This is a genomic window from Mesorhizobium sp. MC2-1-1 (assembly GCF_057597255.1).
This window is the reverse complement of record NZ_CP195205.1, coordinates 3,000,849-3,016,127: the sequence shown is the minus strand read 5'-3', so window position 1 is coordinate 3,016,127 and position 15,279 is coordinate 3,000,849. Positions and strand designations below refer to the sequence as shown.

19 protein-coding genes are annotated in these 15,279 nt (G+C 63.0%); 9 read left to right on the top strand and 10 right to left on the bottom strand.

All coding sequences use genetic code 11. From position 1 onward, the window contains the following. Positions 1 to 9: 9 nt before the first annotated feature. From ACR64R_RS15020 to hemF, 5 genes are all read right to left on the bottom strand, one after another. The gene (locus ACR64R_RS15020; RefSeq protein WP_487357144.1) at positions 10 to 990 is read right to left on the bottom strand and encodes a S8 family serine peptidase; all 981 of its coding nucleotides are present in this window, start codon (positions 988 to 990) and stop codon (positions 10 to 12) included. A 72-nt stretch (positions 991 to 1,062) separates the two neighbouring features. Beyond that, positions 1,063 to 1,641 (bottom strand): hypothetical protein, encoded by a 579-nt coding sequence (locus ACR64R_RS15015; RefSeq protein ID WP_487357143.1) that lies wholly within the window; start codon positions 1,639 to 1,641, stop codon positions 1,063 to 1,065. A gap of 273 nt (positions 1,642 to 1,914) precedes the next feature. Continuing rightward, entirely contained in the window at positions 1,915 to 2,100 is a 186-nt protein-coding gene (locus ACR64R_RS15010; RefSeq protein ID WP_487357142.1) for a DUF1059 domain-containing protein, read from the bottom strand. Between the two features lie 250 nt (positions 2,101 to 2,350). Further along, positions 2,351 to 2,611 (bottom strand): DUF1344 domain-containing protein, encoded by a 261-nt coding sequence (locus tag ACR64R_RS15005; protein WP_487357141.1) that lies wholly within the window; start codon positions 2,609 to 2,611, stop codon positions 2,351 to 2,353. Between the two features lie 260 nt (positions 2,612 to 2,871). Then, entirely contained in the window at positions 2,872 to 3,786 is a 915-nt protein-coding gene (gene hemF / locus ACR64R_RS15000) for an oxygen-dependent coproporphyrinogen oxidase (RefSeq protein ID WP_487357140.1), read from the bottom strand. Between the two features lie 112 nt (positions 3,787 to 3,898). Between hemF and ACR64R_RS14995 the strand changes: the two genes are divergently transcribed. Next, positions 3,899 to 4,156 (top strand): hypothetical protein, encoded by a 258-nt coding sequence (locus ACR64R_RS14995; protein WP_140809004.1) that lies wholly within the window; start codon positions 3,899 to 3,901, stop codon positions 4,154 to 4,156. A gap of 6 nt (positions 4,157 to 4,162) precedes the next feature. Here ACR64R_RS14995 and ACR64R_RS14990 read toward each other — a convergent pair whose 3' ends face one another. From ACR64R_RS14990 to ACR64R_RS14980, 3 genes are all read right to left on the bottom strand, one after another. After that, positions 4,163 to 4,363: a hypothetical protein gene (locus ACR64R_RS14990; RefSeq protein WP_487357139.1), complete on the bottom strand. Its 201-nt coding sequence runs from the start codon at positions 4,361 to 4,363 to the stop codon at positions 4,163 to 4,165. Positions 4,364 to 4,406: 43 nt separating this feature from the next. Further along, positions 4,407 to 4,850: a redox-sensitive transcriptional activator SoxR gene (soxR, locus tag ACR64R_RS14985; RefSeq protein WP_487357138.1), complete on the bottom strand. Its 444-nt coding sequence runs from the start codon at positions 4,848 to 4,850 to the stop codon at positions 4,407 to 4,409. Positions 4,851 to 4,996: 146 nt separating this feature from the next. Further along, positions 4,997 to 5,455 (bottom strand): tRNA (cytidine(34)-2'-O)-methyltransferase, encoded by a 459-nt coding sequence (locus ACR64R_RS14980; protein WP_487357137.1) that lies wholly within the window; start codon positions 5,453 to 5,455, stop codon positions 4,997 to 4,999. A 468-nt stretch (positions 5,456 to 5,923) separates the two neighbouring features. Here ACR64R_RS14980 and ACR64R_RS14975 point away from each other — a divergent pair, with 468 nt between their 5' ends. From ACR64R_RS14975 to ACR64R_RS14940, 8 genes are all read left to right on the top strand, one after another. Beyond that, complete coding sequence (locus ACR64R_RS14975; RefSeq protein WP_487357136.1) at positions 5,924 to 6,340, top strand: hypothetical protein; 417 nt, start codon at positions 5,924 to 5,926, stop codon at positions 6,338 to 6,340. Between the two features lie 26 nt (positions 6,341 to 6,366). Beyond that, entirely contained in the window at positions 6,367 to 8,262 is a 1,896-nt protein-coding gene (locus ACR64R_RS14970) for an ABC transporter ATP-binding protein (RefSeq protein WP_487357135.1), read from the top strand. Beyond that, positions 8,259 to 10,142, top strand: a complete 1,884-nt coding sequence (locus ACR64R_RS14965; RefSeq protein ID WP_487357134.1) for an ABC transporter ATP-binding protein — start codon at positions 8,259 to 8,261, stop codon at positions 10,140 to 10,142. Before ACR64R_RS14970 ends, ACR64R_RS14965 begins: the two co-directional genes overlap by 4 nt. A 9-nt stretch (positions 10,143 to 10,151) precedes the next feature. Continuing rightward, entirely contained in the window at positions 10,152 to 10,463 is a 312-nt protein-coding gene (locus tag ACR64R_RS14960; protein WP_487357133.1) for a DUF6665 family protein, read from the top strand. 431 nt (positions 10,464 to 10,894) lie between these two features. After that, the gene (gene petA, locus ACR64R_RS14955) at positions 10,895 to 11,455 is read left to right on the top strand and encodes a ubiquinol-cytochrome c reductase iron-sulfur subunit (protein ID WP_042647595.1); all 561 of its coding nucleotides are present in this window, start codon (positions 10,895 to 10,897) and stop codon (positions 11,453 to 11,455) included. A 16-nt stretch (positions 11,456 to 11,471) separates the two neighbouring features. Beyond that, the gene (locus tag ACR64R_RS14950) at positions 11,472 to 12,773 is read left to right on the top strand and encodes a cytochrome b (protein WP_487357132.1); all 1,302 of its coding nucleotides are present in this window, start codon (positions 11,472 to 11,474) and stop codon (positions 12,771 to 12,773) included. Positions 12,774 to 12,794: 21 nt separating this feature from the next. Further along, entirely contained in the window at positions 12,795 to 13,649 is an 855-nt protein-coding gene (locus ACR64R_RS14945) for a cytochrome c1 (protein WP_487357131.1), read from the top strand. A gap of 97 nt (positions 13,650 to 13,746) precedes the next feature. Further along, a complete protein-coding gene (locus tag ACR64R_RS14940; protein ID WP_487357130.1) occupies positions 13,747 to 14,292 on the top strand; it encodes an adenine phosphoribosyltransferase in 546 nt (181 codons plus the stop codon). 40 nt (positions 14,293 to 14,332) lie between these two features. Here ACR64R_RS14940 and ACR64R_RS14935 read toward each other — a convergent pair whose 3' ends face one another. Continuing rightward, on the bottom strand, positions 14,333 to 14,803 hold the full coding sequence (locus ACR64R_RS14935) for a MaoC family dehydratase (protein WP_487357129.1): 471 nt from the start codon (positions 14,801 to 14,803) through the stop codon (positions 14,333 to 14,335). After that, positions 14,800 to 15,270 (bottom strand): MaoC family dehydratase, encoded by a 471-nt coding sequence (locus tag ACR64R_RS14930; RefSeq protein ID WP_487357128.1) that lies wholly within the window; start codon positions 15,268 to 15,270, stop codon positions 14,800 to 14,802. The genes ACR64R_RS14935 and ACR64R_RS14930 overlap by 4 nt, the downstream gene beginning before the upstream one ends. Positions 15,271 to 15,279 lie beyond the last annotated feature (9 nt).

Genomic DNA, 15,279 nt, shown 5'->3' with positions numbered 1-15,279 from the left:
CGGCGCCCGTCAATGTATCGCAACGGGTGCCAGCGCCCGCGAGAGGCTTGCCTCGCCCTTGCCGTAGATGGACGGATCGTAGTTCACCAGCGTGTCGGTGCGGGCAGTATTTAGCAGGTCATTGGTGATCTGAACCGGCGTCGCTTTCGTGAACTTGCTGCCGATGATCGCGGCGTAGCCCGAGATGATCGGCGCGGCGAACGAGGTTCCGTAGAGGCCAGTCTTGTCGCCTTCGACGCCGACCACCAGGAAGTGGCTCTGCACCAGCGGGTTGGAGCCGGCGTAGTCGGAATACCAGGCGAGTTGGGCCTTGTTGGCCGTCGTGCCGTTCGTCGACAGCGCGCCGACGAAGATCGCCGTCGATTTGCCGATCAAGGCCAGGTCGAGATAGTCCTGCTGGCCGCCCGTGACACCGCCAACGGCAACCGAGTCGTTGCCGGCTGCCTTCGAGACGACGGCCGTTCCCCTGGTCGCATAGTTGATGATCGAGGCCTCTTCCGGGGCCCACCAGATCTGGTTCACGCCGTAGCCCGCGGTAGTGTACATGCCGTAGCTGAGATTGAGCACGTTGCGGCCGCCGGCCAGCGAGACGGCCGAACCCGTCGAGAAATCCTTGGAGCGGATGGTCGCCGAGGGCGCGATCATGCTTGCCTCCTCACGCGTCCATTCACCGTGCCGCTGCGTCTGGACGCCAATGCCGAAATTCCCGGAAAAGCGATCTGAACTGCTGAAGTCGTCGACCATGGTGATGGTGACGCCCTGGCCCTTGTAGCCGGCGGCCCATGCGGCGCCGACGTCGGGGCTCATCCAGCTCTGTACGGTCTGCGTGGTGCGCGCGACCGGGACCGCGGCGCTCAGGCATATGGACTGAGCGCCGTGGCAAAGCGCGGCCATCTCGTCCGCGTCGGGAGCTTCCTGGGCCGAGGCCATGGATGCCGGCAGAAGGACAAGAGCCGCGGCAATGCCGAACTTCCAGAAATTACCAGACATAGTCTTACTCCCGGTCAAACAAGAAGGCGGATGAATCGCGAAATGCGGGCGCCGTCAGCGGCCTCCCGACGATCAGAACGTAACGCGGTAGTTGAGCCACAGGTGCAGCCTCTCGGGTGTAGCGTTAACAAGATATTTCAACGTTTCTTCGGGTGCGGCCTCACCCGCGGCGAGCCGGCAATTCACGCTGTAGCTGCCCAAGTCGCCGTAGTCGGCCACGCAGGGCTTTTCGGTCAGGGCGCCGCCGATGGTTGAGGTGACCGACAGGGACAGGGTGCTGTTCGGATTGGGGTGGGTCTGGGTGAGAAAACCAAGCTTTAGACTGGGCGCGATGCGATATTTCTCGCCCTGTTCCCCGGTGCCAAATCCCCACAGAATGCCGGCGTCGGGCGTGATCTGGGTGAGAAGGTCGACATGCATATCGACCCAGTTCGCATGGTACCATTGGTTGAACGACACCCAGCTTCCGCCCTGCAGCTCATAGCCGCCGTCGCCGAGGCCCCTGGCCTTGTCGCTGAGCGGAGAGCCCTGATGGATGTCGACGAGCGAAGTGGTCCATTCTTGAGCTGTGGCGGCGGACGCAAACAGAAGAGCGCACAGCAGGAACGCCGTCGTGCAAAGAGCGCCTCGGATGTTGGACCGCTCGCGCATGCGCGAAGCACCTCGCCCCACCATTCCGGACAGCGCCTTGATGGCGAAGGGCCTCTCGGGCAGCCGCCTCTGGCCGGATCATGCGCGAGAGATTCGCACGCAGACCGTTACCGCGAGGTTATCTACGACGTTACGAATATAAGAATTCTCTCGAATTCGTGGGCAAGGTTTTCGCCGGCGAGTAATCCACGACCAAGCCCGGGACCGCCGGAAGCGACGTCCCGCCTTCAGCATCCAGGCCTGCGCTCTTTCTAAGTCCGCGATCTGGCTCGCTCAGGCGGCGTCGCGGGCCTTCTGGATGCGCGAGCGGATCGCCTCGATCATCGTCTCGCGGATCACGGATTCGCCATGCGTTTGGCGCATATGCTCGACGGCGCGGCGCATGACCTCAGCTTCTTCCTCGGCGCGCGTGTGCCAGTCACAGCCGGGGACAAGCGATCCGCATTGAAACTCCTTCATGGGGATTTTCCTTTCCTCGCTCCAGAGCCGACCGGCCCGGTCGCTCCAGTCATTTGTTATTGTGCAGTCCCGCTGGAAGCCGCTGCGCGATTTAGCGGGATTGCCAGGATGGATATCAATAACACATGCCGCCGCTATCGGTTGCATGAAGTGGCTGAGGGCGATTGCCGCGGCAAAGGCACCAAACCGAAAGGCGGAGCAACGTGCTCCGCCTTTCGTGCCGCCTGAGCTCGCAATGCCGGGCCAGTCGCTACTTCATGATCTTGACGGCCTCGGCAATCTTGTTTTTGCCGCTCATGTCCCAGGACACGCGGACCTTCTCGCCGACCTGAATGCCGGGGTCCTTGAAGGCCTTGGACAGCGTGAAGGTCGACCCATTGTCCAGAACAAGGCTCATGGCCGTTCCGTCAAAGCTCTTGACGGTGCCCGTGGTGTGCTTGACCGCCGCGAGCGCGGCGCCACCGGAGGCGAGAAATGCAGCGGCTGCCGCCGTCATGATAAGCTTGCGCATGGCATGCTCTCCTGGAAATACGGGCGCCCCGTATGGCGAGGCACCTCTCTTGATCAGGGCCGTCAAGTCGCGTCGGGTCACGGCTCGTGGAGGGCCTGTGACCTCCACTTCCGCCGCCGGCGCTTCCCGACCCGGTGACCTTAAATAATTCAATTCTTTCAAAACGATATTAGACGAAAAAGAAATCGTTGCCGCCACATTGCCGGCCAAGATCCGGCGAATGGGACAGCAATGCGGCGAAGGCCGCGCTCACTGGATCGTTACGGCCATTTTACCTCGGGCGGCAGGCTGGAAAGGATCGAGGCGACATTGCCGCCGGTCTTCAGGCCGAAGATGGTGCCGCGATCGTGAAGCAAGTTGAACTCGACGTAGCGACCGCGCCGGATGAGCTGTTCGTCGCGCTCGCCATCGGTCCAGTCCTGGTCGAAGTTGCCCCGCACCAGATGGGCATAGACGACGAGGAAGGAGCGTCCGACATCCTGGACGAAATTGAGATCGGCGTCCCAGCCGCCCTTGTCCTCGTCCGAATGCAGCCAGTCGAAGAAGATGCCGCCGATGCCGCGCGGCTCATTGCGGTGCGGCAGGAAGAAATACTCGTCGCACCAGGCCTTGAATTTGGGATAGTCGGCCACGGCGGCATTCTTCTCGCAGGCGAACCGCATGGCGCGATGGAAGGCGATCGTGTCGGGGTCGTCCTGGGTGCGGCGACGGTCGAGCACCGGCGTCAGATCGGCGCCGCCACCGAACCACTGGCGCGTGGTGACCACCATGCGCGTGTTCATGTGCACGGCCGGCACGTTGGGGTTCCAGGGATGCGCGATCAGCGAGATGCCGCTTGCCCAGAAGCGGGGGTCTTCATCGGCGCCAGGAATCTGCTTCCTGAACTCTGGCGAGAATTCCCCATGGACGGTCGAGGTGTGCACGCCGACCTTCTCGAAGACGCGGCCGCGCATCATCGACATGGTACCGCCGCCACCCTTGCCCTCGTCGCGCTCCCAGGGGGTCTTTTCGAAATGGCCAGGCGACCACGAGGACAGCGGTCCTGTCAGGTCCTGCTCGATCTGCTCGAAGGTGGCGCAGATGCGCTCGCGCAAGGCCTCGAACCAGAGGCGGGCCTTCATCTTCTTCTGCTCGATGTCGGCCGGCAGGCCCACCGGTATTTCAGGTCGTTCCAAATGCTGTCTCCAGTCGCGGCCGACAAAGGACTCGTTTTTTCTGCGCGCGATCCCTAATCTCCTGAGGGCAAGGGTCAAGTCCCGTCTAACCAAGGTGCAGAGGAGTTCCTTCGTGCGCACCCCGGCGAGACCGCCGCTGGATGGCTTGAAGAAGAGGCTGGAACGCTCGAGGGCCGAGCGTGCAAACCAGCCCCGCGACGGATTCCTGCGCGAGACCTTCGTGCTGCCGCGGCCGGCCGCGCGTCTCAAGGCGAAGGAATGGTTCGAGCGCTTCCCGAAGCAGGCCTACTGGACCGAGATCGAAAGCTGGTTCGAACGCCCGGGCGATGTGATCGAGTTCACCATGCGCCGGCTGCCGGCGGCCGATTGAAGCGCGTCACAACGAAAACAGATCGCGCAGTTTTGGTGAATCCAGAATCAGGTTCTCGCCGAGTAGCTTGCTGAATTTCTCCAAGCCCATTTCCTGCGCCTTTTCAAAGCTCAATGATGTATAAAGTGTCGGCATGCCATCGGAGCCGATCCGATAGATAACGATGAGCTGCGTTTCGTCTTCCGCTTGAACTAGATGCCCGAACATTGAACTCTCCTCGCTCCTGGCGTCATAGTCGCATTGCTACCGTTCAGGGTACAATCAACCTCCGCGCCCCCGTTCCCTCCCTGGCCAAACGGTCTTCCTTGTTCCTCAACGGGCATTTGTCGATCGACATGCAGCCGCAACCGATGCAGTCGGTCAGGCCATCGCGCAATTTCTTGAGTTGGTTGATCTTCTGGTCGAGTTCGTCGCGCCAGGCTGTAGAAAGCAGGTTCCAGTCTTCGCGGGTGGGCGTCCTCTCTTCAGGCAGCGACTGGAAAGCCCGGGCGATGTCGGCAAGCGAGATGCCGACCTCCTGGGCGACACGGATGATCGCCACGCGCCGCAGCACGTCGCGGCTGTAGCGGCGCTGGTTGCCCGACGTGCGGTGGCTGCGGATCAGGCCTCGGGCCTCGTAGAAATGCAGCGCCGATACCGCCACGCCGCTACGCACGGCCACTTGGCCGACCGTCAATTCCCGCACAGGAGCCATTCTCGAAATCCCTGCTTGACCTCAAGTTAGGTTGAGCTTGTAGCGAAGTGGCGACGATATGGCAAATACAGGAGAAGGCGATGTGCGCCTGGGCAAGAATGACGGAAGAGACGGCGGTTCGGGACGGCGACCAAGCTCGAAGGCTCCTATCCGACCTGGCGGAGCGCTTCACCCGCGACCATGGCGACGGACAGAGCGACATTGATGCTGCGCACGCCCGGCCGCATCGGTATGGTCAGCCGCGCGTCCGCCGCCTGATGAACCCCGTCCGGCACGCCGGCGGATTCGCGGCCGAAGAGGAGAATGTCGCCAGCGGCGAATGCGAAGCCGGTATAGGGCGCCGAGGCCTTGGTGGTGAGCAGCACCAGGCGGCGCGCATGCGCCTTTCGCCATTCCTCGAAGGCGTGCCAGTCGGCATGGCGGGAGAGCGCCGCCATTTCGAGGTAGTCCATGCCGGCCCGTTTCAGCGCCCGGTCGGAGAGCGGGAAGCCGGCCGGCTCGATGATGTCGACGCCGATGTCGAGGCAGGCGGCAAAGCGCAGGATTGTCCCGGTGTTGCCGGCGATATCCGGCTGGTAGAGCGCGATGCGGAGACGATCGTTCATTTTCGCATCCTGCTAATAAGTGGCAGATCGGCCACAGGCGCCTCCGGCTTTCGGCGATTTCTGGACTGGCGGGTGGCCATTTTCTGCGAAGTCGAGTATATGCCGACCATCGTCAACCCGAACCGAATGGAGGGGAACACATGATGACCATGCACATCCAGCTCCGCTCCGGGGCTCACCTATGCCCGCAGGCGGTTTCGGTACGACGATTCTTCTGACACTTTAAAGTCCTCATCGCACCGATTCCCGCCGAACCCAGTTTTCGGCCTTCGAAGGAATCTTGCGATGTTTTTCAAACTGCCAAAGGGGCGCCATGCCCCAGCTGAACGTGTCAGGACCGACGCCAGTCGTGTCCCGGCTGACGGTTGCCGTCCCGCCCCGACCGGTTCGATCCGCGCCTTCTGTCGAATGCCGTCGGTCGAGGCCGCATCACCGTTTTTAACGCATTTGCACATGGAGGACGGACCGATGTTCGATCCCTACAAGATACCCGGTTCAAGAAGCCTGCATGAGCGCAAGGTGGCGACCTGGGCGCTGCTGGTCGGCGAGACCTATTCGTCGGCGGTGCATGCCGAGGAACGGCGCAGGCCGCATCGCGGGATGCTGCCGGACGTTGATTTCTCCCGCGCGGTGCCCGACCACAGCCGGCCGACGCTGGTGCGCAGGATCATCCGTATGATCCGGCCGGACGACAGGAAACGGGCGGATTCCGGCCTTTCCTCTGCAACTTCGGGGTCGACAGGATCGTCAAACGATGCTGTCGGCGAAATGCCGGGGAAACCCTATATTACGCGAAGCAGGGCCGGCGAAACGGGTGATTCCGTATCGCCGGCCCGCAACGCCGCGCGGCCGCAAAGCCTTGCCCGTCAATCCCGCGCCGCGTGAGCGCATAGATAAGTCGAGTGCCTGCAATGTTCCGCTGGTTTGAAAACAGGCTCGATCCGTTTCCCGCCGCGGAGCCGGTCGAGCCGCCGAAGACGCTGGTCGCTTTCTGCGTGCACTACACGCGCGGCGCCTGGCCCTACATCATCGTCGATGCGGTGCTGGTGACGACGATCGCCTTTACGGAAGTCTGGATGTTCGGCTTCCTCGGCCGCATCGTCGACTGGCTGTCGGCGCAGAACCGCGAAACCTTCCTGCAGACGGAGGGCTGGAAGCTCGCCGGCATGGCTTTCGTCGTGCTGTTCGCGCTGCCGGGCACGGTCTGGCTGCATTCGCTGCTCAACCAGCAGACGCTGATGGGCAATTATCCCATGCGCATCCGCTGGCAAGTGCATCGCTACCTGCTCAAGCAGTCGATGGCCTTCTACCAGGACGAATTCGCCGGCCGCATCGCCACCAAGCTGATGCAGACAGCGCTCGCCGTGCGCGAATGCGTGATCAAGCTGATCGACGTGCTCAACTACGTCATCGTCTACTTCCTCGGCATGCTGTTCATCGTCGGCTCGGCCGACTTGCGGCTGGCGGCGCCGCTCGCCGTCTGGCTGGTCGGCTATATTGGGCTCTTGCGCTTTTTTATTCCCCGGCTCGGCAAGGTCGGCGAGGAACAGGCCAATGCGCGATCCGTCATGACCGGCCGCGTGGTCGACAGCTACGCCAACATCCAGACGGTGAAGCTGTTTTCGCATGCGCGGCGCGAAGCAGCCTTCGCCAGGGATGGCATGGACAGCTTCCTCGGCACTGTCTACCGCTCCATGCGGCTGGTGACGGTGCTGTACGTCCTGCTCTACATCCTGAACGCGTTGCTGCTCTTTTCGGTCGCTGCGTTGTCGCTTTGGCTGTGGCTTGGCCAGGCGGTTACGATCGGCGCGGTGGCGGTGGTGATCGGCCTCGTATTGCGCATGTGGGGCATGTCGCAGTGGATCATGTGGGAAATGTCGAGCCTGTTCGAGAACATCGGCACCGTGCAGGACGGCATCCAGTCGATCTCGCTTCCGCGTCTGGTCGAGGACAGGCCAGGCGCGAAAGAGATATCCGTCAGCCAAGGCGAGATCCGCTTTGACGACATCCGCTTCCACTATGGCAAGCAGAAGGGCGTCATCGAGAACCTGTCACTCACCGTGAAGCCCGGCGAGAAGGTCGGCATCGTCGGGCGTTCGGGCGCGGGCAAGTCGACGCTGGTCAATCTTTTGCTGCGCTTCTACGATCTGGAAAGTGGCAAGATCCTGATCGATGGCCAGGAGATCGCGGCAGTGACGCAGGATTCGCTGCGCGCCCAGATCGGCATGGTGACGCAGGACACCTCGTTGCTGCACCGCTCGGTGCGCGAGAACATTCTCTACGGCCGGCCAAACGCCACCGACCAGATGCTCGTCGAGGCGGCGAAGCGCGCGGAGGCGCTCGATTTCATTGCCGAGCTTTCCGATTCGGAGGGGCGCAAGGGATTCGACGCCTTTGTCGGGGACCGCGGCGTCAAATTGTCAGGCGGCCAGCGACAGCGCGTCGCGATTGCCCGCGTCATGCTGAAGGACGCGCCGATCCTCATCCTCGACGAGGCGACCTCGGCGCTCGATTCGGAAGCCGAGGCGGCGATCCAGGAGAACCTCTACAAACTGATGCAGGGCAAGACCGTCATCGCCATTGCGCACCGCCTTTCGACCATCGCCGCGATGGACAGGCTCGTCGTCATGGACAAGGGCCGCATCATCGAGGAGGGCTCGCACGAGGAACTCGTCGCCAAGGGCGGGCTCTATGCGCAGCTATGGCAGCGCCAGTCCGGCGGCTTCCTGCTCGATGATGTGCCGGCCGAGGCAGCCAACGATGGTTTTGCCAATGACGTTGGCGCCAAGGGTGAAGCCGCCGAATGATGCAAGCCATCTATCGCTGGTTCGAGCATTGGGTCTACCCGTTCCGCGAGCCGGCGGATCTGCGCCCGCCCGCCAGCGTCGGCGGCTTTCTCTGGCACTATGTCGGGCAGGCGAAGCTCGCTTTCTTCGCCATGCTCGTCATCGGCGGCGTCGCGCCGCTTGTCGAGGCTGGCCTCTTCTATTTCGTCGGAAGGCTGGTCGATATCCTCGACCAGTTGCCCGGCGAGCGCAGTTGGCACGGGCTTTGGGCCGCGGCGGGCCCCGAGCTTTTGTTCATGGGCGCGGTGGTGCTCGTCGTGCGCACGGCAGTCGTCGGCCTGTCGGCGCTGGTCGACGAACAGACGATCACGCCCGGCTTCTACAATCTGGTGCGCTGGCAAGCGCATCGGCATGTCTCGCGCCAGTCCTACGCCTTCTTCCAGAACGATTTCGCCGGCCGCATCGCCACCAAGGTCTGGCAGGCCGGGCAGGCGACGGGCGACCTGATGGAGAGCTTCATCGAGGTCGTCTGGTTCATGATCGTCTATACGGTGACCACGCTGGCGCTGGTCGCCGGGCTCGATCTCAGGCTGGCCGCGCTGGTGGTGGTCTGGATCGCCGCCTTCGGCTGGCTGGCCAAGCTTTATCTGCCGGCAATCCGCAGGCATGCCGAGGCAACCGCCGAGGCCGGCTCGATGATCAACGGCCGCATCGTCGATTCCTACTCAAACGTGCAGACTTTGAAACTGTTTTCCGCCGATGGCGACGACCGCTATATCCGCAACGGCTTCGACATCTATCTCGACGCGCTGCGGCCGTTCACACGCCGGCTGACCGGGGTGCGCATGGCGCTGACGACGCTGTCAGGCATCATGATCACCGCGATCGCGGCGTTTGCCATTTATCTCTGGGTCGAAGGCTCGATCACGGTGGGCGCCGTCGCCTTCACGCTGTCGTTGGTTCTGAGGCTCAACATGCTGCTTGGACGGCTGATGATGCAGCTCAACGGCATCCTGAGAAACCTCGGCGTGCTGGAGAACTCCAAGGCGCTGATCTCGCAGCCGCTTGGCCTGACCGACGCCAAGGACGCACGTGAGCTGGTCGTCACGGGTGGGCGCATCGACGTCAGCAACGTCACTTTCCATTACGGCAAGGGGAGAGGGGTGCTCGACGGCATCGACCTCGTCGTGCGTCCCGGGGAGAAGGTCGGTCTCGTCGGCCCCTCCGGCGCCGGCAAGACGACTTTAGCCAACCTGATCCTGCGCCTCTACGACCTGGAAGGCGGCCAGATCCTGATCGACGGCCAAGACATCGCTCATGTGACGCAGAATTCGCTGCGCGCCAATATCGGCGTGGTCAGCCAGGATACGGCGCTGTTCCACCGCTCGCTGCGCGACAACATCAAGCTCGGCATGCCGGATGCCACCGATGCGCAGGTTATCGTCGCCGCCAGGAGAGCCGAGGCACATGACTTCATCCTGGGACTGCGCGACAACCGCGATCGCGCCGGCTACGACGCCTATGTCGGCGAGCGCGGCGTCAAACTCTCCGGCGGCCAGCGGCAGCGCGTCGCCATCGCGCGCGTCTTCCTCAAGGATGCGCCCATCCTGATCCTGGACGAGGCGACCTCGGCGCTTGATTCGGACATCGAGGCGGCGATCCAGGAGAATCTGACCCGGCTGATGGAAAACAAGACCGTAATCGCCATCGCGCACCGGCTCTCCACCATTGCCGCGCTCGACCGGCTGGTGGTTCTCGACGGCGGCCGCATTGTCGAGCAGGGCACGCATGATGAGTTGGTTGCGCTCGACGGGCTCTATGCGCGGCTCTGGAAACGGCAGTCCGGCGGCTTCCTGTTCAACGAGGAAAGCGCGCTGGAAGAGATGCGGCCGGCGGAGTAGAACGGCAACATGTCGGTACGCATGCCCGCCAATTTCGGACGCTCAGGCGCGCAGGAAAGCGCGCTCGACCTGCTCGGCCACGAGATCCTCGCCGAAAAGGCGGCCGCACTCGGCCGCGCCGGCCAGCGCGTCGAGGAAACCCTTGCCAAACTGCGCGAAGACGGGGAGGGCGAGCACCGCAACCGGCTGTTGAAGGAGGCGGCCGCGGCCGTCCATGCCTATTTTATCCAGCGCGAGCTTTGCGGCTTGCGCAGGCACGATGCCGTGATCCGCGAATACAACATCCCCAAGGCGGTTCTGGTCAGGCTGGGCGCCAGCTAAAACCGGCTCCGTCAGCCACTCCTCATGAAGCCCATTCTCGTTGATGTCGGTGCTTTGTAGCTCGCCTTTCAGGTGGTCGGGGCCGTCGGCCCGGCCGTTGCGTTCGGTGACATGCGCCATGACCGGACAATGAAGCGGGCCAGGAGCCGCCGTCGAAGCGAACAGCGGCCCGATTTCACGCCGGATTTCCCGCTGTTTCACGCTGTCGGACGGTCTGGCGGGCACGCGCCGGCCACGGCCGTCGCGCATCCCCGCGACAATCTGCCCTTGTGGCCTCACCCGACTGGACAAAAACGGGCTTCACGCATAAACCGAACTCCAAATGCCGGAGGAATTCGCTAGCCTGTTCGCCATGCGCTGTCGGGCAGGTGCGATTGAGCGGGGACAAGGCTCGGCCTCCGGTTAGGAAGAGGCGAAAGGATCAGGCACCCGTGAGCGCAACCGACATCCACGATCCCAACCGTCGCGATTTTCTCTACGTTGCCACCGGCATGGCCGCCGTCGTCGGCGCCGGAGCCGTCGCGTGGCCGTTCATCGACCAGATGCGCCCCGACGCCTCGACGCTGGCGCTGGCCTCGGTCGAGGTCGATGTCTCCTCGCTGCAGCCCGGCAGTTCGCTGATCGTCAAGTGGCGCGGCAAGCCGGTAGTGGTGCGCAACCGCACCGAAAAGGAAATGAAGGACGGCGAGGCGGTCAATCTTGCCGATCTGAAGGATCCGATCGCGCGCAACGCCAACTTGCCCTCCGACGCGCCGGCGACCGACGCCAACCGCACAACGCCCGGCAAGGAGGCCTGGATGGTGATGGTCCAGGTCTGCACCCATCTGGGTTGCATCCCGCTCGGCCAGGAAGGCGATTTCGGCGGCTGGTTCTGCCCGTGCCACGGCTCGCAATACGACACCGCCGGCCGCATCCGCAAAGGCCCGGCGCCGGAGAACATGGCGATCCCGGTATTCAAGTTCATTTCCGATACCAAGATCCTTATCGGTTGAGGCAGGGGACATTTCGATGAGCGAGGGACACTCGACCTATACGCCCAAGACCGGTATCGAGCGCTGGTTCGACGCCCGCATGCCGCTGCCGCGGCTGATCTATGACAGCTTCGTCGCCTATCCGGTGCCGCGCAACCTCAACTACATGTGGACGTTCGGCGGCATCCTGTCGATCATGCTGGTCTCGCAGATCCTGACCGGCATCGTGCTGGCGATGCACTACACGTCCGATACCAATCTCGCCTTCGATTCGGTCGAAAAGATCATGCGCGACGTGAATTCGGGATGGCTGTTGCGCTATCTCCATTCCAACGGCGCCTCTTTCTTCTTCGTCGCCGTCTACATCCACATCTTCCGCGGCCTGTTCTACGGCTCCTACAAGGCGCCGCGCGAACTGCTGTGGATTCTCGGCTGCATCATCTACCTTCTGATGATGGCCACGGGCTTCATGGGCTATGTGCTGCCCTGGGGCCAGATGAGCTTCTGGGGCGCCACCGTCATCACCGGCTTCTTCAGCGCCATCCCGCTGGTCGGCAACTGGATCCAGCAGCTTCTGCTCGGCGGCTTCGCCGTCGACAACCCGACGCTGAACCGCTTCTTCGCGCTGCATTACCTCTTGCCGTTCATGATCGCCGGCGTCGTCGTGCTGCATGTCTGGGCGCTGCATGTCGTCGGCCAGTCGAACCCGACGGGCATCGAGGTCAAGTCGAAGACCGACACCGTCGCCTTCACGCCGTATGCGACCATCAAGGACGCGTTCGGCATGATCGTGTTCCTGTTCTTCTTCGCCTATTTCGTCTTCTACCTGCCGAACTATCTCGGCCACCCGGACAACTACACGGTCGCCAACCCGCTGAAGACGCCGGCCCATATCGTTCCGGAATGGTACTTCCTGCCGTTCTACGCGATCCTGCGCGCCATCACCTTCAACATCGGCCCGATCAATTCCAAGCTCGGCGGCGTGCTGTGCATGTTCGGTGCCATCGCCATGCTGTTCCTGGTGCCGTGGCTCGACACCTCCAAGGTGCGCTCGGCGGTCTACCGTCCGTGGTACAAGCTGTTCTTCTGGCTGTTCGTTGCAGACGCCATCCTGCTCGGCTGGCTGGGCTCGCAGCCGGCGGAAGGCAGCTACGTGTTCATGGCGCAGATGGCGACGCTGTTCTACTTCGCCTTCTTCCTGATCATCATGCCGGTGCTTGGCCTCATCGAGACGCCGCGCAGGCTGCCGAACTCGATCACCGAGGCGGTGCTGGAAAAGAACAAGGGCGGCAGCGGGCATCCGGCAGGCGCGACGGCCGCGCCGGAAACCAAGGGCTGAGGATCTGAGGGGATTTTGGGTATGAAGAAGATTCTCACCTCGCTGGCCCTGCTCGGCCTGGTGGTCGCGGCCACCGCGGCCATCGCCGCGGAAGAGCAGAACGCGGCCGCTCCGACGCATTTCCCGATCAACGAACCGAAGGAAATGAGCTGGAGCTTCGCCGGCCCGTTCGGCACCTACGACAAGGCGCAGCTGCAGCGCGGCCTCAAGGTCTACAAGGAGGTCTGCTCGGCCTGCCATTCGATGAACCTGGTGGCGTTCCGTACGCTGGAAGGGCTCGGCTATTCGGAAGCGCAGATCAAGACGCTGGCGGCCCAATACACCATCCATGACGGCCCGAACGATGCCGGTGACATGTTCGATCGTCCCGGCAAACCGTCGGACCACTTCCCGGCGCCGTTCGCGAACGAGCAGGCCGCGGCATCCGCCAATGGCGGCGCGGCCCCGCCGGACATGTCGCTGCTCGCCAAGGCGCGCGGCGTCGAACGCGGCTTCCCGCGGTTCATCTTCGATATCTTCACCCAGTATGCGCAGGGCGGCCCGGACTACATCCATTCGCTGCTCACCGGCTACGACCAGACGCCACCGGCCGGCATGGTGATCCCGGAAGGTACGCACTACAATCCGTACTTCCTGTCAGGCGTTTCGCTGAAGATGCCCAAGCCGCTTTCAGACGGTCAGGTGACCTATGACGACGGCTCGCCGCAGACCGTCGACCAGTATGCCCGTGACGTCTCGGCGTTCCTGATGTTCGCCGCCGAGCCGCATCTGGAGGATCGCAAGAAGACCGGCTTCCGCGTCATGATCTTCCTGCTGCTCTTCGGCGCGCTTGTCTATGTAACCAAGCGCAGGGTCTGGGCCGATGTCGCGCACTGAGCCGGCTGGCTTCCAGAAAAATGCGGGGGCGCCGAAAGGCGCCCTTTCCTTTTCGGCCGCTTGCCGGCAAAACTGTGCGGCAACGGATCAACTGCCTATGAAATCCTCCCTCGAAGACACGCTGCTCGCGGCGATCCGGACCATTCCGGACTATCCGAAGCCAGGCATTCTGTTTCGCGACATCACCACGCTGCTTGGCGACGCGCGCGCCTTCCGCCGTGCCATCGACGAACTGGTGCATCCCTATGCCGGGCTGAAGATCGACAAGATCGCCGGCATCGAGGCGCGCGGCTTCATCCTGGGCGGCGCGGTGGCGCATCAGCTTTCTGCCGGCTTTGTGCCGATCCGCAAGAAGGGCAAGCTGCCTTATGAGACGGTGCGGGTCGCATACAGCCTCGAATACGGCCTGGACGAGATGGAGATGCACAAGGACGGCGTCGCGCCCGGCGAGAAGGTGATCGTGGTCGACGACCTGATCGCTACCGGCGGCACTGCAGAGGCAGCGGTGAGGCTGCTCAGGCAGATCGGCGCCGATATCGTCGCCGCCTGCTTCGTCATCGACCTGCCGGACCTCGGCGGCCGCAGGAAACTGGAAGCGCTCGGCGTGCCAGTCAGGACGCTGATCGGATATGAGGGGCATTAGCTCTTTCCCTTCTTCCACAAGGGGAGAAGGGAAAAGTTCGCTACGCCACTTTCACCAGCACGGCGCTGTCGAATTCGATGACCTTGTCTCCGGTCGAATCAAAACCTTCCGAGCGCAGCGTGAGCAGGTTCCAGCCAGGACGCCCGGCAAGCGGGCGGTGGGCAAGCGCGGTGCGCGTGAAGGTCACCGTCTCGCCGGCATAGACCGGTTTCAGCCATTTGAGATTGCGAAACCCGGGTGAGGGGCCGAATTCGGGCTGCGGACCGGGGCCCGTCCAGCGCACTCCCTCGGTCTCCATGCGCTTTTCGAGGTTGTATTTCATCCAGGTGGCCGCTGTGTGCCAGCCCGAGGCGCAGAGGCCGCCAAGGACGCTCTTCTTCGCCGCCTCCTCGTCGACATGGAAGACCTGCGGATCATATTTGCGGGCGAAGGCCTTGATCTCTTCCGCGCCGAACTTGTGGGAACCCAGTGTGACGGTTTCGCCGATGAGGAAGAATTCATCCAAGGTCATGACAGGCCCTCCACTGCATCACGCGAGAGGAACATGCCGGTGTTCTCAAGCTCGAAGACGCTTTCGCCGCGCTGGTTGAACAACTCGCTGCGCATGCTGACGAGGCCGAGCTGAGGCCGGGATTTGGATTGGCGCTTGGACAGCACGGTGACCGTCCCTGTCAGCCGGTCACCGGCCAGAACCGGCTTCTTCCATTTGACGTGGTCAATGCCAGGCGATCCTTGCGAGGTCGAATCGAGCAGGAAGGCGTCGCACAGCATGCGCATGAACATCGCGCAGGTGTGCCAGCCCGAAGCCGAAAGTCCGCCCAGGATGCTCGCCTTGCCGGCTTCATCGTCGAGATGCATGGGCTGCGGATCGAACTCGCTGGCGAATTCGATGATCTCGGCGGCGCTTACGTCCTTGCTGCCGAGGTCGAGCGAGGCGCCCTCGACGAAATCCTCAAAGGCCCATGTCTTTGCGGTCATCGTTTGCAA